This window comes from Rhizobium phaseoli, assembly GCF_003985125.1.
Taxonomy (GTDB): Bacteria; Pseudomonadota; Alphaproteobacteria; order Rhizobiales; family Rhizobiaceae; genus Rhizobium; species Rhizobium phaseoli.
In genome coordinates this window covers 20,323-39,385 of record NZ_ML133590.1, presented here as the reverse complement: position 1 = coordinate 39,385, position 19,063 = coordinate 20,323, and the positions used below count along the sequence as shown (strand labels likewise).

Sequence of the window (19,063 nt, the reverse complement as noted above, 5' to 3'; positions counted from 1 at the left end):
TTTGGCTTTCGGGTTTATTAATTACGGAACGGGCTTCTACTTCGATACGTGCGGTGAAACGTCGATATCGAACCATCGTTCGCTCAGCCGCTTCAACGTTCCGTCTCGCGTGGCGGCCTCGATTGCACTGTCGAATGCGGCAATGAGCTCGTGATCATCTTGCCGAAGTCCGACGCCGACGCCCGGTCCCCAAAGGCCTCCGGAGAGCTCTGGGCCGTACAACATTGCGATCCCGCCGTCGTTGCTATCGAGGAAGGTTTTCCAGGTGAAATAGTCTGCAAGGCCGCCGTCGATTCGCTCAGCCACGAGATCGAGATGCATATTGTCCTGGGAGTCGTAGCTTCTGATCGTCGCGACTTTGCCGAACAGCTCGTTGAGCACCGCTTCTGAATTCGAAGATCGCAGCACGCCCAGGGTTTTGCCCGTAAGCGCCGCTTGAAGCTGATCGATGAGCGCCCGCTTTTCGGCGTCGATGCTTGTCAGATCGAGCTTGGCCGATGTATCCGTTGTGGGGAGATTCAGGTCCTTGCGTATAACGAGCTGGTTGAAGCCTCCGGCATAGGGTGTGGAGAACGCGATCGATTTCTTCCGCTTCTCGGTTATCGCCATGCCTGACATGATCGCGTCGAACTTTCCAACGGTCAGTGCCGGTATGATCCCGTCCCAGTCCTGGGGCACGAAAGTGCATTCAACATTCATCCGCCGGCAGAGATCGCGGCCGACATCGACGTCAAAGCCGGCCAACTGGCCGTCCGCGGCGATTGCGTTCCAGGGCGGTGAAGCGCCTTCTGAGGCGATAGTGAGTGTCTTCCTGTCCATCGCTACTGCGTTGTTGGCGCAGATGACAAGAACACATAGGGAAAGCGCGATTATTCGTTTCATGGCGATGGTCCTCTTGGTTTAGTTTGCGGCGAGTTACTGTGGAGCGAGCGATGGCTTTCGCCGCGCTCGCTCAGAGTGATCGCGCCGGCGCCGGCGAACTGCTCGCGCGCGCCCAGCGCAGCTCAAGCATCTGAAATGATTGCATGATCAGGAGGGTAAACATTAGGTAGAAAGCGCCGGCGACAACGAAGACCTCGTATGGCGCAAATGTCTGCGACACGAGCTGCCGCGCGAGACCGGTCATCTCAAGCAGGGTGATGGTGCTGGCAAGAGAACTTGCTTTTAGCAATCCGATCACTTCGTTCACATAGGCTGGAAGAGCAATGCGGATCGTCAGCGGGAACACGATCAAGCGGGCGGTATGGAAGCTGGATAGGCCCAAGGCTTTGGCCGCTTCGACCTGTCCACGCGGGACCGCCTGGATTCCACCGCGCAGGATCTCCGTGGTATGGGCGGCGCTGTTCAAGGTGAACGCAATGAATGCGCACCAGAATGGTTCTCGCATCACGGGCCAGAGAAAGCTCTGGCGGACGAGGGGAAGCTGACCGATCCCATAGTAGATCAGGAAAAGCTGTACCAGCAGCGGCGTGCCGCGGAAGCAATAGGTATATGCCAGGACCGGTGCGGAGGCCCATGGATTGGATGACGCCCGCAGGAAGCCAAGCGGGATCGAAACCACAAAACCTGCGGCAAGCGATGCGAATGTCAGAGCCAAAGTGAGAATGAGCCCGCGGGGAAGGGTGATAAGCGCTTCCAATGCGATAGCGGTATCCATCGCTTCAACCTTTCACCAGCGGGAGCGCGTACCGGCGTTCGACCAGCCGGAACGAAAGCAGAGAAAGGCTTGTGAGGGTTAGATAGATCGCAGACGCTGCGAGGTAGAAGGGAAGGGGAGTACGCAACGAACCCGCCCCTATATAAGCGACGCGCATGACGTCCGTCAGCCCGACAACGGAGATCAGGGACGTATCCTTTATCAATGAGATACAAAGGTTGCAGAAAGCAGGCAAAGCGATAGGGATCATCTGGGGAATGATGATCAGAAACCAGATTTGCCAGCGCGAAAGCCCAAGCGCTATCGCGGCCTCTCGTTGACCAGGTGCAACAGCGTTGATTGCTCCACGAAATATCTCCGCCGCGTATCCACTGAATACCACCGTTAATGCCGTGACACCGGCCGCGAACGCATTGATCTCGATGTAGCGGCCGACAGCTGCACTTAAGAGCGCAGTTCCCCCGAAATACATGAGCAGAATGATGAGGAGTTCGGGGACACCGCGGATGACCCCCGTATAGGCTCGCATGCAAGCTGCAATCGACGTTCGGGGTGAGTTCCGGAGAATTGCGATCAGCAACCCCAATATGGTTCCAAGCATGCAGCTTAAGAAGAAGACGAGCAACGTGTTCTTCAGGCCGATGACGAACTGACCAATAAAACCGTGCAATTCGCCGCTCCTCCGAGTAATAATAAATAAGACTACACCGATGCATGCATTGGGTGTTCATTTTAACCCTAAGGCGACGACATATATTAATTTAACTCGCGATTAGGGCCAACTTGATCCAAAAATATACTTTGACTTGACGCCGTCAATTTATAAGATACGAGAACTTTCGATAAGCAGGGCTTATCAGTCTGAGGTGCTCGACGACACTAAGGGATCTTTGGTCATGGATATCACTGGCTCCGGAGTGAGGATTCGCCAGCTTCAAATCTTGCGCGAGGTCATGCGTGCCGGCTCGGAAAGGCTTGCAGCACAGGTGCTGCGGATAACACAGCCGGCGGTCAGCCAAAACGTCAAGCAGCTTGAGGAGGCGCTCGGTTTCGCGCTCTTCCGCCGTGAGAACAACAGACTGATTCCGACGGCCAAGGCATGGGAATTTCTGCGCACGATTGATGCGGCTTTTGCGGGACTTGATCGAATTGGACCGTCAATCGAATTTCTGCGGAACAACGATACCCGTCTGATCGGCATCGCGGCTCCAAGCGCCTTTTCATTCGTAACCTTGCCGAGGGTCGTCAAAAGGATCCGCGAGAAAAGCCGTTCTTATACTGTTCAGGTAAAAACAGGCACATATCAACAGATCGCAGAGCATGTATTAAACGGCCGCGTGGATCTTGGCATCTCGCGATTGCCGATTGACGAACGCATCCTTGATTGGATGCCGATTGGCTCGGCCACGAACGTGTGTCTCTTCCCGGAGAATCACCGATTTGCAATGCAGGAGATGGTTACCGCCGAAGATCTTATCGGTGAGGCCATCATCGACATCGACCCCCAGTTCGCGTCTCATCAAATGAGCGTCAATGCGCTTCGATATCTTGGAGCCGCACCCGAGATTGTAGTGGAATATGACTCCAACGGCCATGATATCGGATTTGTCACGGCCGGGATCGGCGTCTCGATTACGAATGAGATTGTTGCGAAGGAATATGCCAATTTCGGCATCGAGTTCCGACGGTTCCTTCCAGGGGCGGTATATCACTATGTTGTCGTCTGGCAAAAAGATCGAAAGCTAAGTGATAGCCTTAGATTTGCAGCGGAACAGCTGGCCATGGGCCCGACGGATCAAGCTGCTTGATGGATCGCAATCGAGACGCGGTCATTAAGCCTTTGGTCTGGTTGTCTTCTTCATCGTCATTGCACTCACCAAACCCGCTCATGTAAAATCGCATCGAAAACCACATCGGTCGAGACGAAAGCGCAGTGCTCCAGCCGCGTCTGGGCGGCCAAGATGCGATCCCAGGGATCGCGGTGATCCCAATCAAAGCTCGCTGCCAACTCGGCATGCAGATCGCTGATGCCAAGCGTCTGCAAACCGCTGGCGGTGACCGCGGCGCGCAATTCCTGCGGCTTCAGGTCGAGCTTCTTCAGCCGCATCTTGTTGTCGAGCTCGTAGAAGGAGACCGCGCTGACCAGGACGTTGTTGGCCTTGTCCTCGATCAGTCGCCGGGCCTTGTCGGACAGCCGGCCGCTGCCGATCGTCCACCAGTAGACGGCGTGGCTGTCGAGCAGCACCTTCATGCCTTGAACTCGTGATCGGCCGCCTTGCCCTGCCAGACGCCGACGTCGTCGTTGAAGTCGCCGGCATCGATCGCCGCCTGTTCGGTATCGACATCGTCAAACAGATCATCCGGCAGGCCGCGCTGGCGCAGCAGCCCGAACGGCCGCTTGCCGCCGTCGGCCGGGCCGATGCGGGCATAAACTTCATTGCCGCGCATGATGACAATTTCCTCGCCCTGGTTAGCCCGTTCGAGCACCTCGGCGAAGTTTTTGCGGGCTTCGCTGATCTTGTAGCTGGTCTGGGGCATCGGGCACTCCGCTAGCTCTAAAGGCAAAATAGCATCCTGAACGTCAGCGTACAAGCCATCTGTACACGTCACTTCCGATAAGCATTGCTTATCGGAAGCGACAAGCGCATCGCAAATTCACAATGGATGGCGGAAGCGAATTGCATGATAATTTCGGATAAATGAATTGCTTACTACGATTTCAATATTTTACGATCTTGCGGATCTGCCCATGCACAGCTGGTTGCACCGATTTCGGACGCAGGCCTCGATGAGCGAATCGCCCGTGCCTTGGTCGGAAGCGGCTTCATCGAACGGACCCCATTCGTCGAGCTTCGCCTCGTTGTGGATCAATCGCGAACTGGTGCATCTGGAAGACCTCGTTCTGGACGACGACACCACTCCGACCCATAAACTGACAATCGCCCGCGACGTAATGAAAACCCGCCGGCCTATCTCGGCGTAGCCGCCCGGCCAGGCATTGTCGGCCCACGGCTCCCGTCCCTTCCGCGGCCACGACTTCGTAGCCGGCGCGCCTGGGGGTCGGATATCGTGCTCTGTTTTAAGGAGTGAAATACCGCGACATCTGCTGACGCTGGATGGCGGCGATCACATTGTCTGAAATCCGGTAGCTTCCCAAATCCCATCGAGGATGCGTTGCAGTCAGCATCGTTGGCTTGTGGCAAGATCTCGAGATCTAAGGTTGCGAGTTTAAGCGTGCAATGGTTTCCTGGCGGCGATCGTCCCTTCGCCGGTCACTTCAGCCGAGCAATGTCTCGGCGAAGCGCTCCGCGACGGTTCAGCCGATGGTGTTTGCCGCTATACCCAATGCGGGAGATCGTTTACGCAGCTCGCTCAGTAAAACTGCGCTGACAATGCTTAGCAGCGACTTGCCTATTAAAGAGTGGGATTTTTTCACCTCTAGGGGCCCCGACGCGCGGAAAGTGCCTAATGTAATCGTCATGCGTTTTTCGGAGGGGCGCCATTGAATCAGAAGCGAAATAAAGCTGCCGCAGCGGGACTTCGCAGCAATTTGCGACGGCGCGAGATCAGATACCTGGCCAGTGAAGGCATGCACCCACGGGAAATCAAAGGCGTCAGCGAACTCGACGAGCATCTGCCGCACACTGGGTATTTTACACAGGACTGCAATATTTTTCCAGGACATGATCGGCCAGTTGAAATGGACTTGATCATCCTTGCCGATGACCGCGTGCTTCTGGTCGAGAGCAAGGGCTGGGCAAAGTCGATCAGGTACGAAGGCAGCCACTGGGTGGTCGGGAGAGGTGTAGCACGCCACTTGATTTGACCCAAAAAACTGGAAGGCCAGCGGTTTAAAAGGCCAAATGTCACGATGATTAGTCCTAGATGACAGCTTTTTTGCCCAAAAATTTTTTGCCGAAAAAACCGACCAACCAAGCAACCAACTCGAGAGGATGTGCCGTGTTACCGCCCACTGAATGCGGGCCGAGCTTTCAAATTCCCGGCGCCGGCCAGCCTAAATCACTGCTGCCATCAGGCCAAGAATTGTCGTTCCGCGACGGCGCGATATCGGCACGATAATTTCCGATCAGCCCGCAGCTACGGGCGTAGAGAGGGCATGCAGTACGGGCAAGTTGGGCGACGCGCCGTTGTCGTTTCGACGCATTCGAGGTTTCTGAACACAAATATCGCTTTCGCGGGACGGCTCCGGATCACCTCGCGATCGTTCATGACCGCGAACAGTTTTGCCGCGGTCATGACGGCGGCAGCCAGCGAGACGAATGAAACCGAGAATTCCGGCGACACAGCAGTGGCGAAGGCGCGCACCTCCGACTCCCCCAATTGGCCGCAACGGGGTTTCGGCGTCGCGAGGTACGCGAGCGCCGCCTCGACGTCATCGACAATCCCGGTCAACCGTTCGCGCTGGTGGTCAACTGTCATCTCCCTCAGTTCGGCTTCGATGGCAATTGCCTTTAGCTTTTCGTCCTCGGCTGCATTCCAGCAGCCGAGGCATTCGCTGCCGGGAACAATGCCGTACAGCGCCGATTGGGCACGAAGGCCGTCGGTGCTGCCGCCGATGACGAGGCCCGGTAGCACCCCCTGGATATCCAGGCGCGAACTGTTGATGTCCACTGCCGACACGACAATGTCATAAGCGCTCTGGCGTTCCGATGAAACGAGATCGTTCGGCAGGCCGACTTTTTCGCTCATAAGGTAATCCGTCAGACTGCCCGGGAATTCGTATCCCGCTAGAGCCGTCAGATTGCGGTAGCGTTTGACGGCATCGACCTTAGGGTGGAGGACGTCTTCGACGCCCGCAAGGAAGCAGCGGTTCAGGTTCGTTCCCTCGGCATCGTGATGATCGTGATCGATGGTCACGAGAAAGCCGCCGGGAATCTGAGAAGCTCCAAGTACCTGGATGAAACCCTGGCCAACGGCGCCGGCGCCGATGAGGTAAAGGCTCGGCAGTGTGAGGTCGCGCAGAGGCGGCCCATCCGCCAGCTCATCCCAACGTCCGCTGCAGACATCCCAGAGAGAATAGGCATCGTCGGTCGCGAAGCGCCCCTTGAGCAAGCCTCTGCTAATTTTGAACACTTCGGCGGCGACCATAGAGGCGGCAAAATAGGGACCCAGGCAGCCGGGTGCCGCGTCATCCTGCGCTAACGACGCGGGAGCGCGGCCGACCCAAGCCTTCCATCCTGCTCCAAAGGCATAGAGGTCTGCATCTGCCGCAGGTTCGCTGCCGATGTCGATGGTGATGTCGGCCGGGCCTGTCGCCACCCGCACAGGGATGCGGCCGCCGTTCGCCCAAGTCGCCAGGTTGTCCATTGCGTGAAGTGCATCGCAAGGCGGGGCCATGTGCGGCATTGCCACCGCAATATTGCCGTCCACCTCGAGCTGAACGCTTTCGACCGAACCGTGAAGACGGACAAGCAGATTGACGAGGCAGACGAGTAGATGCTGGCGCGGAAGGTCGTCGTCGACCAAGCCCGCGCGTATCTTCACGGTCTTTGGCTCCGCATGTGCGCCAAGCCCTGAAACGGCGCGATGGTGACGATCTCCAAGGTCAAAATCGGTCATCGAAAATCCCTCACCTCCACATCAGCGAATTCCCGAAGTCGCACCCTCGCCATGGCGTCAGCTGAGGACAACATGTGCCAGTAGTTGAGCTGCCACTCGTGCACGCCGATATCGGACGGCCAATTGGCAATGGGCCTGCCGTAATAAGGGAAGACGATTGATAATATCCTGCGGCTCGACACCATCGCATCGTCATAGCGGGAATGCTCGACCTCCACGCCCGGATGACTATGTATCTGAGCCAGCGGCCGCCATGCGGCCCGCAGGTCGCGGACCATCTCGCTCATCGATTCCGGCTCGACGTGGTAGTTCCCTCGACGCGACCTCTGAACGGGCGCGCGGATGGAGTGAACGGAGGCGTTGTCGCCATGCCGCTCACCATACCAGAATACGCAGGATTCGTTCCGTCCGGCACGCTGAAGCAGCTTATGGGTGGCATGCACAGCGTCCGACGACAGATACAGTATCGCCGGCGTCAGCGAGTAGGGCTGGGGCGCGGCCGGGCGACGTAGGAAATCTTCATCCTGCATGGCGTTCGAACCTCCCGGCGTAGTGGGTGGCCAGGGCGCGCTCGATAGCGCTGATGGTCCTCAAGAACGTGTCGGTATCGCGCCAGAGGATGCTGTCATTGCCCCCGTGGACAACATCATAGTACTGGAACACCGCCGAGCAGCAAATCAGCTGAAGCGAGCGTCCGTCTGCGGAGGTGTAGACCGGATGCATATGCACCTCTTGGGACGTCAGCTTGGGCAAGTGGTGCTGATCGATGTTCAACTGGTAGTCCAATGTCTCCGGATTGACGAATCTCGCGCTCGGAGGCCAAGCCGTTCCGGTCAGGAAATCCAGACGTAAAAGGTATTCCTCGACGTTACCCCCGTCAGTGCCGCGCATCGGCACTAGAAGCGTTCTATCGGAGTGAAGACGCCAACCGAGCTCTTCCATCGTCTGTTGCTTGAAGTGTAATACCCGCGGCAGGTGCTGTTCCAGCACCTGCTTTCCGGCTGCCACGTCTACGTTCGGCCGTATGGAGTGCGACGCCATATCAAGCCCCACCCGTCCGAGGTGCGATCTCGAACTTTTTCATGCAGAGTTCGCGGCTCTGCGCTTCAATGAGGGAAAGCTCGAGGTAATCCATCAGGTTGACGGGTTGACCTTGGACCTCCGACTGGAACACGTCGCGTGGGTCGCGTGCTACCTCGATCTCCTGATACGCACGGTCCCAAATTGCCTGCAGCGTCATGGCCTCGGCAACCTTGAAGCTCGCCGACTCCAGTTCGCCAAGGTGCTTGACGTGGACGGTCTGCTCCTTGGGATGGTTGCCCGTCCCGCGACGAAATCTCTCTACGCCGGGTTCGGCAAGATCGACGATCTCGTCCTCGGCGAGCAGGCGGTTCGCTGTGTCTGCATGTTCCAGGTAGACTGCCTTGTCGTTCGGTACCCCGGCCAGCTTGCGAATGGTCGCTGCGGTGATGAAGCGATTAGGCCAGTCGAGGGTTTCACCGTCCATGGCCAAGCGGTATGAACGGTCACTTTCGGCGATAATGAAACGGCGGCCATCCACGAGGGACACCGATTCTACCGTGCGGACATCCTCGAGCTGTTTATCGTTCCGCAGCTGCAGCACGCAGACGTATTGCGTCGCGGAAAAACCCGCTGCGTGGGCCAGCTGCCCACCGGATGGGCTCTCGTCATTCAGGGAAACCGTTCGGAACAAGAGGTCCGTTCCCGCGATTTCGATGTTGGCCTTCTCGTGCTTCTGCGTTTGAGTGCTCATCATTCGTTACTCCATTGACTGGTTTCCAAGCATTGCGTTCCACACGAGGCTGTCATGAAATAGTTACACCAAGTGGAACGATGTTGTTGTCTCATGGCTCAGGATCAAAATCAATATCCATTACATATTTGGTAACCATTTTATCCACAGATGAACGGAGCTATGTCATGCTGGAGATGAAACTTATGGGAATCGGCAAACTCAGCGCCTTGGCAAAGGTCGGCGACGGAAGTCTTGTCGGCGCGGCCGAGGTGCTGCGCATTGAGTTGGTCCGTGGGTGCTGGAAGTCACAGGACGAGTTTTGCGAGTTCTATCCGCAGGCGGTTGTCGACGGGCCAAAAGCGAGGATCTTCCTCGACGACGACAATGCCGGTTTCGTCGACTTAATCGTGAATTTTACCAGCGGAATGGTGCTGGTAAAGCACGCGGGCTTCACCATTCAGACGATGCCCGGTGAGGCAGCGAAGGGTAGGGCGGCATGAGAATCCGGCCAATCCGCAACGAAGAAGACTACGCCGCCGCGCTCGCAAGAGCCGATGAGCTTATCCTGCTGGATACCCAGGATGCGATCGACGAACTCGAAGTTCTGCAGGCGCTGATCGAAAAGTGGGAACGGTCGGTTCACCGCTTCAACAGTGTTTCGCCGTCCGAGGCGATCAAGTTCCGGATGCGGCAGCTGGGATTGAAGCCCCGCGATCTGGAGCCGTACATCGGTCCCAAGTCCCGGGTGTCCGAAGTTCTCGGTGGCCGCCGTCAGCCTACGGTCGACCAAATCAGGGCTCTCAACACCCACCTCGGCGTACCTGTCGAGCTGCTGATTGGCGATATCAAGCATGAGCCGCGCTCGGGGCGCAGCACAGCCTCGGCCGCCGCGGTCGAGAAACTACGAAAACTCGGCGTGATGATGGGACGAGAGTCGATCGAGACGTTCCTCGCCCGGGCGACCGCCGTCGCTCCCGAGGTGGCTATGCTTAGAAAGACGCGGACCGAGCGGACGAATGCCAAGACCGACTTCGGAGCTCTCGAAGCATGGTGTGCGGCCGTCATGCTCAAGGCGGAGGATGCAAGGCCCAGGCGCGGTGCGGTACCGCGTGTCGAGAACGCGCGGGACCTCGCCCGTCTCAGCCGCCGCGAAGACTGGCCGAAGGCACTTACATCATATCTGTCGAGTATCGGCGTGGTGCTTGTGGTCCTCGAGCACTTGCCAGGAACATATCTCGATGGCGCGGCAATGCGGCGCGCGGACGGAGTTCCAGTGATCGCGATCACTCTCCGGCACGATAGATTGGACAATTTTTGGTTTACCATCATGCATGAATTCGCTCATGTCGTGTGCCATCTTGGCAAAGACATGCCGCTTATCCTCGACGATCTCGACGTCAATTCCTCCGACGGCATAGAGGCACAGGCCGACGAGTTCGCCCTCAACGCACTCATTCCGCCCGAAATTTGGAGGGAGCATGTATCCGCTGACATGAGTAGTGGTGACGTGCAGGAAGTGGCGGACCTCGCCCAGGTGCATCCCGCTATAGTCGCTGGACGTTGGCAGTTCGAAAACTCCGACTATCGCAAATTCGCAAGGATGCTCGGACGCGGCGAGGTGAGGAAGCATTTCTGAACTCGGACGGCAATCTCGGGCGGCCGAATTTCTCGGGCCACCCATTGCAGGCTGCTCGGTTCCGGGCAATGATCATTATGAATTCGGGATCTAAAAGACGAATTTCGGTATTCAAGGTCGTTGGTCTTGAGACCGGAATCGGAACATACTAGGTGCGATGAGCTTGGTACTGGATCGCGACTAAATGGAGAAAGAGTCATGACTCAGCACGCGGGTGCAAAGAAATCAGAGAGAGATAGCCACGTGACAATCGACAGCCTCAACGGAGAAATTGCGAGACTCAATGATGAGCTCACATGCGCGAGCGAAGCGCATCAGGCGGTGGTGTCGGAAAACCAGCGTCTCAAGGAAGCTCTGGCGTCGGCTGAGGGCGCCTTCATCAAGGCTGGCAACTCGGAAATGGCAGAGCGTCTGCGCGCCCAGGCGTCCGGCGAGAGACCCAAACCTGCGAACTTCAAGCTTCCCTCCTCGCGCAAGGTCGCCTGATTCCTGATTATAACGGTACCCGCTCCGGCATCGCCGGTGCGGTTACGCTTTCTGATCGGAAAGGTAGTCCTGCAGCTCGGAAACCGTATCGAAGATGAAATCCGGCCTCGACGCCTCCAGTTCTTCTTTGGACGTTATCCCCCAGGTAACTCCGATCGCGATGACATTCGCGGCTCGCGAAGCCTCGGTGTCCTGCGCCTGATCGCCGACATGATGGGTATCATCCGGCGATGCGCCAGCCGCCTTCATCGCTAAAAGCAGACCTTCGGGATCAGGCTTCCGCCTTTTGACCTGATGATACCCAAGCACGATATCGATCGGCCAGCCGTAGTGCTCCACGTACCACCGAGGAACCATGTCCGGGCTTTTGGTCAATATCGCCAGCCTGTGCCCTTTCGCATGGAGAACGGCGAGCATTTCCGACACACCGGGATAAACGGGCAATCTGCCCGCCTTGGATTGCGTCATTACCGCGCTCCATTTCCGGTCAGCCCGGAGGTCCGCGGCCGGCGACGTATCGACCAGCGTCTGATCAAAGTCGAATATGATCATTTAAAATCCCATGTCGGTTTGCGTCTCGGATCGGGTGGAGGAGGTCTCACGCCGAGCCTGAAGAGTCCCCAGAAAATCAACGAGGGCTTCGCGGTCCGCGATCGGCACCGCGACCCGCTCGGAAATCATCAACCGGTTACCCTGGGTCTTGGGCTCATGACTCCAGTTCGCCGGATGGTAGATGCAGGCTAGCGCCCGTTTTTGCGCTTGGGCAAATCGTACGGTGTGCATCGTCCCGCCGGTCACGTCGGTCTCGATGACCAACACGCCATCCGACAGCCCGCTTTGCAGCCTGTCGCGCTCGGCGAACGCGGTCCTCACCGGGGCCTTGCCAACCGGATACTCGCTGACCAGAACGCCGCCCATTTCAAGGAGATCTCTGGCGAGACCCTTGTTGGCAGCCGGATAGATCTTGTCAAGGCCGTGCGCCAAAACCGCAATTCCCCGTCCACGGGCTTCCACACAGCCGCGGTGGGCAAACGTATCGCAACCGTGTGCCAGCCCGCTGACGATTACAAAGCCTTCGTTGACGGCGACCTCGGCCAGGCGGAAGGCAACCCGCTCCCCGTAATCCGTCGGCTCACGCGTTCCCACGACCGCGAGCGCCTTAGGATGGCTCAGGGCCGCCGTATCGCCCTTCATGAAGAGTGCCGCTGGTGGATCGGGAATCTTCCGAAGGCGCTGGGGAAAATCGTCATCGTAAAAGGAGACGGCTGTAATTCCCGCAGCCCGGTCTTTCTCAAGGCTCTCTTCCGCTATCTTCCACGCCTCGCTGAATTCGTGTGCGTCGATCTTCTGGCGGGCGACACGACCGTGCAATGACTGTACATCGTCCGCTGTTCGGATCGGTCGCTCGACGATTCGCACGGCCGCCCGGCGGCCGATACCCCTGATGCGCATCAAGGCAACTATGGCGACGGTGGTTTTCGATTGGGTTTTCTGCATGTTGACCTTGGCCGCTTACGCGACCTCCGCTTCGCCGTTCGCCCAGATCTGGTTCCACCCAGCCGGAAGATGGCTGTTGTTCGCTCGCGGATCATAGGCGGTCCGTTCCGTCTTTCCCAGGGCCACGCCATAAACGGTAGCACCGGGATTCGTCGCCAGCACAGCCTGCGCGACGCGCGAAAGCGTATCGCCGCGAGTCACGAAGTCATCGAATATGAAGACGTTTTGGGCGGGCAGCACCGCGGACGTGTACTGGGCCTTGTCGAGTTCGGCTTTTCGTTCGGCCGCCCCGCGGAGGAAGTGTATCCGATTATGCGCCTGCTTGGTGATGGCGGCGGTTGCTTCGTGAGCGCCGACCTGGATTGCCAACTGAGTCGTAATGTAGGGAACCTGCCGGTCCGACGCCGCGGTCGTTTCAGATGACGAAAGCGCACATGCAAATGCGCAATCGGAGCCGTCCAACCCCAACGCCGCGAGAAGGGGAGGGAACGCAGCGTATATCAGGCGGGCTGCCCCGAAGTAGGCCTTCTGGTCTCGTTCCTTGAACCGGGAAAAACGTTCGGACCAAAGCTCGGAAGAATTGTCAGTCAACTTGTAAGCGAGAGTATAGGTGCGGGTGAGGCCCGCGGAAGAGGACAGATAATTGAATTCCATCCAACCTGCCCTAGAACTAAATGACGGCATTGCGCCCCCTCGGCGTCGCGAACTTAAGTGCGCCTCTATGTAGGCACGTAATCGCGACTTTTGAAGTCTCTACAACGGCTTCGCACGAAAATAATTGGCCCGCCGCCGCAAGTATCGGGTGTTTGTAAACTCTTTCGAAGCTTGGTCCTTCGTGCAACAATAAGATCACGCGGGGAAAGCCTTGCGGAGCCAAACGGCTCTGCATTGATGGTAACTTCAGTTTTCAAAGATATGCTATCTAGGGTTAGCGGCGATTCGGCCGTGAGGGATGGAAGATGACAGTGATTTCTGCGGTGGTCGCATCCGAGAGGATCGTCCTGACCGAGGGTTCGTACAATGCCGACGGGACCGTCACTATGATCAAGGACGAGACGTTCGATCTCGGCAAAGGCGATCGCCAGCTTGCTTACGTGACTATGCACAAACGCCTGGTCGACAGGTTTTCCCAGGGCATCGATTTGGTCGTGTTGAAAGCCAGCGTCGGCGGCCAGTATGCCGCCAAGACGGCGATTCTGCACTCGGCCGAACTCAGAGGCGTTTTCTTGAGCGCAGTACCAAAGGGCGTACTCGTGAAGCAGTTGCAGAAGAACACCATCAGCCGAACGTTCGGTTCGCGCAAAGTCGACGATTACCTCAAGGACGATGCGTTCTTCGACGAGAATTTCGGCGGCAAGGAGTTTCGCAAGGGAAGCCGGGAAGCCGCGTTCCTGCTGCTCGCAGCGAGGGATTGATGGACGGCTCCAAAGATTATGTATCGACGCTGACACTCCTTGGCCCCATCGGCGACGGGGCCTTTGGCGAAGTGAGCCGTTACCTCGACCCGTTGCATGGTGAGGTGGCGGCCAAGAGCTTCTTCAAGTCGAAATTCGATTCAGATGTTGCCTGGGAGAATGCATGCGCAGCGGCCTTGAAGGAAGGCCAGCACCTCAAGGCGCTCGAACATGGCCATGTCGTTAAGATTCACCATGTCTTGCGAAGCAAGGGAGACGAGGAATTTCTTCTGGTCATGGAATACTGCGAGGGCAAATCTGCCCGGCAGGTTACAGAGAAGAACGTCGTCTTCCTGTCAGAGGCAAAGCGGATCATTTGCGAAGCCGCTATCGGCCTGAACTACATACACGGGCACGGCTACCTCCACCGAGACATCAAACCCGACAACATACTCTTGAAGGGAGACGGCCACGTTAAGGTCGGCGATTTCGGCTTCGTCACCGACGACCTCCAGTTCGGGTTTGCCACGCCATATGGAACGGCGGTTTACTGGGCTCCGGAAGTTCTCGGCGAGAAGGCGTGTTCACAGCTATCCGACGTCTACTCGCTCGGCGTGACGTTCATAAACCTGCTGTCGGGCGATCATTGGTTTTTCCGGCAGGGAAAGAACTGCGTCATCGAGGTTGATGCGGAGGGGGAGCCGCGCCTGTCGTCGAAAATGCTCTACTTGCCCCATATACCGCTGCCTTGGCGAATGCTGGCGAACAAGCTTTGCAAGCCGAGTGCTAATGACCGCTGCCCGTCTCTCGGCGCGGCTGTGAACTCCATCACGAAGCTCCCGCCGGTCGAGCCATGGACATGCACCGTCGGTGAGGACAAGATCGCGTGGGCACTGACAAAGGGAAAGCGCCGCGTCCGCGTGGAATGGGAAGGTTATCTCGGTCAGCCGGGTGAGAACTGGCGCGCCTGGTCCGAGGACCTGAGCGGAAATGCCAAGCGATCGCTGAAAGCAAGCGCGAAAGGCGACAAGACAAAGGCGATGTACTCGTCGCTTCAGTCGTTCTTTGCCGAGCGGGCCGTCAAGTAGCGGCGCCGCGTTTCACCGGGACCATCACCTGCTCGCCGTTACGTCCGCGGACAATCTCAATGCCTGTGACTCTGGCCCGCGTAAACGCGAGGCGCTCTTCACGACACTCGTCGCAATACGCAAGACTGGCCGAAACATGTTCGGCAGGTAGCCACTCACGACCGCAGAAACGGCAGTGAGGCAACACCAGCTTCTTTTTTGCAGCCACCGCCACGGGAGTCTCCTAGATAATATGCGATTGTAGGCTAGCGAGTTTTAACGCTAAGTAAATAGATGTTCTTGCTCTGTTCTAACGAATTGGTGTGCCTGCTCGTTGGCGCTCAATTCCCGCAACCTCCTTGTCCCCGATTTTGGCGAAATTCAAAAACGAGGCCAGTTCGTCTTTCCGCTAGGGTCTCCTCGACACTTTGTTCTGGCTGGCCAGAATGTTCACGGCGCCTTCGATCAGAACATCGGCGCTGAACCTTTTTGATTGTCGTACCCGGTCATAGAGTTCACTGGAAACCACGCCCATGAGGTGGTTGACTACGCCTGTGGACTCCCACTTCCACACACGCGCGCCTCTCATGGTCTTTTCCACCGCAGACGGCACGAGGTCCTCGGCTGATATGTCGGCTCCCGCGAAGGCACGTCTGCGCATCAATCGATGCGCATATAGCGACATCTGCCGCAGGATCGTCGGCCATGGGTACTCGCTCCAATTGATGCCATTAGGCGGCATCTTCACTCCTCAAAACCACTACATCACGCCTTAATATGCTTACGAGGTGGACGTATTAGCCGGAATGTGTAAAAAATAATGTATGGATCGAATTTGACGGTGGCGGCTAGAAAATAGCCCGCGCCAATAATTAAGTGACGCGCCAAGGTCGGATAACCGCGGAGCTAAGCGGACATTCCACGCAGACCATTATAATGTGTCGAATCGCATGCAGTGAGCATTTTCCGCTCTCGGATCGAGCAATGAGGTCTGTCTCTGTTGGGCTCGATGCATCACCGATCAATTTGCCTTAAGTTCAGAACGTATGGGGTCGATCACATCTTCTCTAAAGCGTTTCTCTATTTCCGCGCCGCTCTGCAAGTCGACCGCATCATTGATGCCCGGGGGGGCGAAATTCGACCCGAGAATGCCGTCGAAACCCTGAAGGTTTGCAATGTCATCGTTGTACGCATTACTCAGGCATTGAAGAGTTGGCGGAAAAAATTGTTGGGCACGCATAGAACGCGCATCAAATCGTCCCCGCGCATCCGACAAAATTTGAGCGAATGAGACCGCAAACTTGAATTCCGTGCCCATCTTTCCAACCAGAATGCCACCTTGCCAATAATCAACGAGGTCTGGGGGCAAGTAGTCTTCTAGTGCTGACGTTATGGTGACCGCGTCTTGCGTGTCGAAGTAGGGGACTTCTCTGCCTTGAACAAATCGGTAGTAGCTCACTCGATTGTCTAAACTTACGTTCAAGTCTTCGCCGCTGACACGGCTCAGCCGCTTGCCGACGCTCTTACCTATGGCCGCTACCATCTTTGATAACGTATTGCCTGGAATGGGACTGCCTCCTTGATCCATATCACCAAGGTAGAAGCCGCCCATCGCTGCGGAGCGGAGGCATTTCCCGATGCTTAGCAATGCGCCCAGTTCCGCACCTGCCGTAAACGCTTCGACCTGATGTTTACTCTCGGCAGACTTTCGGGACTGCTCCAATCCATTGATGATTTTGTCGAGACACTCATTGAAACTTGAGTATGAAAATCCAGGAATCTCAGCGAGTTTCACGCTGTTCTCAAAGATTGTCACTGTTGACGAATTGCCGCGAACTTTGAATTTACCAGCGTCAAGCGTCACCGAGCCACCAGGTGCGTTGGCCCATTTTGCAGTGAAGGCAGCACAGACATCCCTCGCAATATAAATTCGTTGCTCATCAGGAGACTGAGCAGACGCGCCCATTGCCCATGTGTTGAACGCGACGGCCGTGGACACAAAAAGCGAAGCCCGCACTTTCATCTTGCCATTTTCTCTAGGCATTCAGTGTATTTGTCATATTCGAATTTGGGTATCGTCGCCACGGGGACGGCATTCTCGAATATCGTGATCTGCTTCGCGTCTCCTTCGACTTTGAATTTTCCGTTGATATAAGTGAAATGGGTTTTGTCCTGTGCATTTATATATGCGGCAGCAAGCCCAACACAGACATCACGCGCCTCATAGGCCGTCATTCCCGATGCAACAGAATAAGATGCAGCAAATGCAATAATAACTGAAAGGTTCCTCCGAACCGTTAGGTGCAGCATTTCGGCCTCCCCGACATCCCGACGATATTTTAAATTAGGAATGACTTATGATAGCATGGCCTACATTATAATCAATCGAAAGTTGGGAGGACAGACATCATGCCCGTGAAGCAGATAGCAACATTGTACCTAATAATTCTTGCGCCCATCGTAGCTTTGTACATTTTTACGCTATTGTACGTCAGTATGAGCAGTTTCCCGACGCCAACAGTCGACAACGCGCCAGGATTTTTTCTTGATCTAATAAAGATCATCGTTGGAGGTGCGATTGGAGCGTTCTCCGCCACCATCAACAAAGGTGAATCGCAGCCGCGATCAAAGGTGAAGTAGAATGTCACCCAGTAGCCGACGAAGGCCTCTTCGGCCGCGTCAAGCGAAAGTATAACGTCTGCCTACGCAACATCCGGCTTCGAATTGGATTAAGCGGGACGATGACTTCCCTTCATTCACGCGAATCCGTCATGATCGCATCCGCGAACTTTCGCTCGTAGATCACCTGGGCAACCACCGACGTCGGGAATGCAGGCTCGATCCTCTACCGGCTGGCATTCGAGCTCAGCCCGGGTTTGCGAACGCTTGGAAATTTCGCGGCACTCCAGAAGCGACATGTCCTCGCGACGAAAGCGTTCGGCGTCCTGCCGGTCGACCGCCCACCAATTGTCGTGCGGGAACGCCAGCTTCTCAGCTTCTCCGCTTTTACGCAGCCATACGACAAGAGCGAGCCGATGCCGGAAGCACTAAGGCGAAGCATCTCGCACGCTGCCGCCCTCGTGATCGTTCCCGCGGGAAAGAACGACGCCTTGATCTCATCCACGACGACACGCAGTCCTTGAAGGATTGGTACTCCCGGCAACGCCGACACCGTGCGCAGCTTCCCGGAGAGGGCGGTCCGGATTATCTCCGCGATGTTGGACTCGCGCGGTCTTACAGCCTCCCAGAGGGTGACCTGATGCTCGTTGGGCTCTGCGATACTGAGTTCCCGCAGCCGGCGCTCTAACGAAATAACGTCTCGCTTGTCACATGTCGTGCGAGTATACCCGATCGTGCTGCCCATGGGACAGTCGGAGGCAGTCGTGTGACCTTCGGCACTCTCCTTGGTGCGTCAGGCGGCCATTTCTTCGACGCCGATGGCAAAGAGTTTCGCCGACAAGAATGGCTCGCAAGCACTACAGGGCTTGGTCGATGGCATCAACGACGGGATCATCAATCCCAACTCACGGGAGTACATGGAAGAAGACGTCCGTCGCGTCTCTTCAGGCGGGGATCAACTGGTCGTACATGTTCAACCTTTCGAGAAACCCCACGGAGTCCAAGATTGAGTCCGATGTACGCTTCGGCTTCTCCGGATGCGTCGTCCAACTCCGGCAGAGGGGTTTTGCCTGAGCGCAGTTCAGCCTCGGCATGGGGGCCTCGGTCTCCTCCAGCATCAGCTCGAACTGCTCTATCTTCCGGTCGATCTTTTCCGACGAGGCGGCTCACGTCGAATGAGCGGGGCGACGACCCTGAAAAACGCACCCAATCGGGTTGCCCCGTCAGCGCGGGCCGCATCTTCGATCTCGGCCGGCACGTTGTCGATCGTCGACTTCATCAGCCAGATCGTGAACGGAACTGCGGATTTCACTAAATTGGACAGTGGTTTCAGTAAATCGCGGACACGCGTTTCGCTAAGTCGCGGACAAC

General features: G+C 56.8%; 24 protein-coding genes and 1 pseudogene. 8 read left to right on the top strand and 17 right to left on the bottom strand.

The features are described from left to right. Positions 1 to 36: 36 nt before the first annotated feature. The 3 genes and pseudogenes from EFD56_RS27990 to EFD56_RS27980 form a co-directional block, all read right to left on the bottom strand. Positions 37 to 882 carry a transporter substrate-binding domain-containing protein gene (locus EFD56_RS27990; RefSeq protein ID WP_012490299.1) on the bottom strand — a complete coding sequence of 282 codons (846 nt, stop codon included), beginning with the start codon at positions 880 to 882 and terminating at the stop codon, positions 37 to 39. A gap of 33 nt (positions 883 to 915) precedes the next feature. After that, positions 916 to 1,657: pseudogene (locus tag EFD56_RS27985) on the bottom strand (ABC transporter permease). 4 nt (positions 1,658 to 1,661) lie between these two features. Further along, the gene (locus EFD56_RS27980; RefSeq protein ID WP_126906863.1) at positions 1,662 to 2,327 is read right to left on the bottom strand and encodes an ABC transporter permease subunit; all 666 of its coding nucleotides are present in this window, start codon (positions 2,325 to 2,327) and stop codon (positions 1,662 to 1,664) included. 226 nt (positions 2,328 to 2,553) lie between these two features. On the opposite strand from EFD56_RS27980, the gene EFD56_RS27975 reads away from it, so the two are divergent. Continuing rightward, the gene (locus tag EFD56_RS27975; RefSeq protein ID WP_041684114.1) at positions 2,554 to 3,465 is read left to right on the top strand and encodes a LysR family transcriptional regulator; all 912 of its coding nucleotides are present in this window, start codon (positions 2,554 to 2,556) and stop codon (positions 3,463 to 3,465) included. A 65-nt stretch (positions 3,466 to 3,530) separates the two neighbouring features. On the opposite strand, the gene EFD56_RS27970 is transcribed toward EFD56_RS27975, so the two are convergent. Both EFD56_RS27970 and EFD56_RS27965 read right to left on the bottom strand, forming a co-directional pair. Further along, complete coding sequence (locus EFD56_RS27970) at positions 3,531 to 3,908, bottom strand: type II toxin-antitoxin system VapC family toxin (protein ID WP_012490295.1); 378 nt, start codon at positions 3,906 to 3,908, stop codon at positions 3,531 to 3,533. Further along, positions 3,905 to 4,195: a type II toxin-antitoxin system Phd/YefM family antitoxin gene (locus EFD56_RS27965; protein WP_012490294.1), complete on the bottom strand. Its 291-nt coding sequence runs from the start codon at positions 4,193 to 4,195 to the stop codon at positions 3,905 to 3,907. The genes EFD56_RS27970 and EFD56_RS27965 overlap by 4 nt, the downstream gene beginning before the upstream one ends. 250 nt (positions 4,196 to 4,445) lie before the next feature. Here EFD56_RS27965 and EFD56_RS27960 point away from each other — a divergent pair, with 250 nt between their 5' ends. Further along, positions 4,446 to 4,640, top strand: a complete 195-nt coding sequence (locus EFD56_RS27960; protein WP_206513429.1) for a hypothetical protein — start codon at positions 4,446 to 4,448, stop codon at positions 4,638 to 4,640. Positions 4,641 to 5,246: 606 nt separating this feature from the next. After that, complete coding sequence (locus EFD56_RS33750; protein WP_425376312.1) at positions 5,247 to 5,483, top strand: NERD domain-containing protein; 237 nt, start codon at positions 5,247 to 5,249, stop codon at positions 5,481 to 5,483. A gap of 272 nt (positions 5,484 to 5,755) precedes the next feature. Here the strand turns inward: EFD56_RS33750 and EFD56_RS27950 are convergent, their stop codons facing one another. Genes EFD56_RS27950 through EFD56_RS27935 form a run of 4 tightly spaced genes read right to left on the bottom strand, consistent with a single transcriptional unit; the run spans position 5,756 to position 9,014 of the window. Next, entirely contained in the window at positions 5,756 to 7,237 is a 1,482-nt protein-coding gene (locus EFD56_RS27950) for a ThiF family adenylyltransferase (protein ID WP_126906861.1), read from the bottom strand. Then, positions 7,234 to 7,767 carry a Mov34/MPN/PAD-1 family protein gene (locus tag EFD56_RS27945; protein WP_126906860.1) on the bottom strand — a complete coding sequence of 178 codons (534 nt, stop codon included), beginning with the start codon at positions 7,765 to 7,767 and terminating at the stop codon, positions 7,234 to 7,236. The genes EFD56_RS27950 and EFD56_RS27945 overlap by 4 nt, the downstream gene beginning before the upstream one ends. After that, a complete protein-coding gene (locus EFD56_RS27940; RefSeq protein ID WP_126906859.1) occupies positions 7,757 to 8,245 on the bottom strand; it encodes a hypothetical protein in 489 nt (162 codons plus the stop codon). Before EFD56_RS27940 ends, EFD56_RS27945 begins: the two co-directional genes overlap by 11 nt. 34 nt (positions 8,246 to 8,279) lie before the next feature. Next, the gene (locus EFD56_RS27935; RefSeq protein ID WP_126906858.1) at positions 8,280 to 9,014 is read right to left on the bottom strand and encodes a multiubiquitin domain-containing protein; all 735 of its coding nucleotides are present in this window, start codon (positions 9,012 to 9,014) and stop codon (positions 8,280 to 8,282) included. A gap of 164 nt (positions 9,015 to 9,178) precedes the next feature. Here EFD56_RS27935 and EFD56_RS27930 point away from each other — a divergent pair, with 164 nt between their 5' ends. The 3 genes from EFD56_RS27930 (at position 9,179) to EFD56_RS27920 (ending at position 11,115) form a co-directional block, all read left to right on the top strand. Next, positions 9,179 to 9,493 carry a hypothetical protein gene (locus tag EFD56_RS27930; RefSeq protein WP_126906857.1) on the top strand — a complete coding sequence of 105 codons (315 nt, stop codon included), beginning with the start codon at positions 9,179 to 9,181 and terminating at the stop codon, positions 9,491 to 9,493. Next, on the top strand, positions 9,490 to 10,629 hold the full coding sequence (locus tag EFD56_RS27925; protein ID WP_126906856.1) for an ImmA/IrrE family metallo-endopeptidase: 1,140 nt from the start codon (positions 9,490 to 9,492) through the stop codon (positions 10,627 to 10,629). The genes EFD56_RS27930 and EFD56_RS27925 overlap by 4 nt, the downstream gene beginning before the upstream one ends. A 243-nt stretch (positions 10,630 to 10,872) precedes the next feature. Then, complete coding sequence (locus EFD56_RS27920; protein WP_126906855.1) at positions 10,873 to 11,115, top strand: hypothetical protein; 243 nt, start codon at positions 10,873 to 10,875, stop codon at positions 11,113 to 11,115. A gap of 42 nt (positions 11,116 to 11,157) precedes the next feature. On the opposite strand, the gene EFD56_RS27915 is transcribed toward EFD56_RS27920, so the two are convergent. Genes EFD56_RS27915 through EFD56_RS27905 form a run of 3 tightly spaced genes read right to left on the bottom strand, consistent with a single transcriptional unit; the run spans position 11,158 to position 13,266 of the window. After that, positions 11,158 to 11,667 carry an HAD family hydrolase gene (locus EFD56_RS27915; protein ID WP_126906854.1) on the bottom strand — a complete coding sequence of 170 codons (510 nt, stop codon included), beginning with the start codon at positions 11,665 to 11,667 and terminating at the stop codon, positions 11,158 to 11,160. Further along, a complete protein-coding gene (locus EFD56_RS27910; protein WP_126906853.1) occupies positions 11,668 to 12,612 on the bottom strand; it encodes a DNA-processing protein DprA in 945 nt (314 codons plus the stop codon). It lies immediately after the preceding gene. 15 nt (positions 12,613 to 12,627) lie between these two features. Continuing rightward, on the bottom strand, positions 12,628 to 13,266 hold the full coding sequence (locus EFD56_RS27905; protein WP_126906852.1) for a phosphoribosyltransferase: 639 nt from the start codon (positions 13,264 to 13,266) through the stop codon (positions 12,628 to 12,630). A 386-nt stretch (positions 13,267 to 13,652) separates the two neighbouring features. On the opposite strand from EFD56_RS27905, the gene EFD56_RS27900 reads away from it, so the two are divergent. Both EFD56_RS27900 and EFD56_RS27895 read left to right on the top strand, forming a co-directional pair. Then, complete coding sequence (locus EFD56_RS27900; protein ID WP_206513428.1) at positions 13,653 to 14,027, top strand: hypothetical protein; 375 nt, start codon at positions 13,653 to 13,655, stop codon at positions 14,025 to 14,027. Then, a complete protein-coding gene (locus tag EFD56_RS27895; protein ID WP_126906850.1) occupies positions 14,027 to 15,094 on the top strand; it encodes a serine/threonine-protein kinase in 1,068 nt (355 codons plus the stop codon). The genes EFD56_RS27900 and EFD56_RS27895 overlap by 1 nt, the downstream gene beginning before the upstream one ends. On the opposite strand, the gene EFD56_RS27890 is transcribed toward EFD56_RS27895, so the two are convergent. The 5 genes from EFD56_RS27890 to EFD56_RS27870 all read right to left on the bottom strand — a co-directional run bounded on the left by EFD56_RS27890 (position 15,087) and on the right by EFD56_RS27870 (position 18,971). After that, the gene (locus EFD56_RS27890; RefSeq protein ID WP_126906849.1) at positions 15,087 to 15,308 is read right to left on the bottom strand and encodes a hypothetical protein; all 222 of its coding nucleotides are present in this window, start codon (positions 15,306 to 15,308) and stop codon (positions 15,087 to 15,089) included. The two genes, EFD56_RS27895 and EFD56_RS27890, sit on opposite strands and share 8 nt — an antisense overlap. Positions 15,309 to 15,482: 174 nt before the next feature. Next, positions 15,483 to 15,815, bottom strand: coding sequence for a hypothetical protein (locus EFD56_RS27885; RefSeq protein WP_126906848.1), 333 nt, complete (start codon positions 15,813 to 15,815; stop codon positions 15,483 to 15,485). A 279-nt stretch (positions 15,816 to 16,094) separates the two neighbouring features. Then, positions 16,095 to 17,096, bottom strand: a complete 1,002-nt coding sequence (locus tag EFD56_RS27880) for a hypothetical protein (RefSeq protein WP_126906847.1) — start codon at positions 17,094 to 17,096, stop codon at positions 16,095 to 16,097. Beyond that, on the bottom strand, positions 17,093 to 17,383 hold the full coding sequence (locus tag EFD56_RS27875) for a hypothetical protein (RefSeq protein ID WP_126906846.1): 291 nt from the start codon (positions 17,381 to 17,383) through the stop codon (positions 17,093 to 17,095). The genes EFD56_RS27880 and EFD56_RS27875 overlap by 4 nt, the downstream gene beginning before the upstream one ends. Positions 17,384 to 18,824: 1,441 nt before the next feature. Beyond that, entirely contained in the window at positions 18,825 to 18,971 is a 147-nt protein-coding gene (locus EFD56_RS27870) for a hypothetical protein (protein WP_126906845.1), read from the bottom strand. Positions 18,972 to 19,063: the final 92 nt, after the last annotated feature.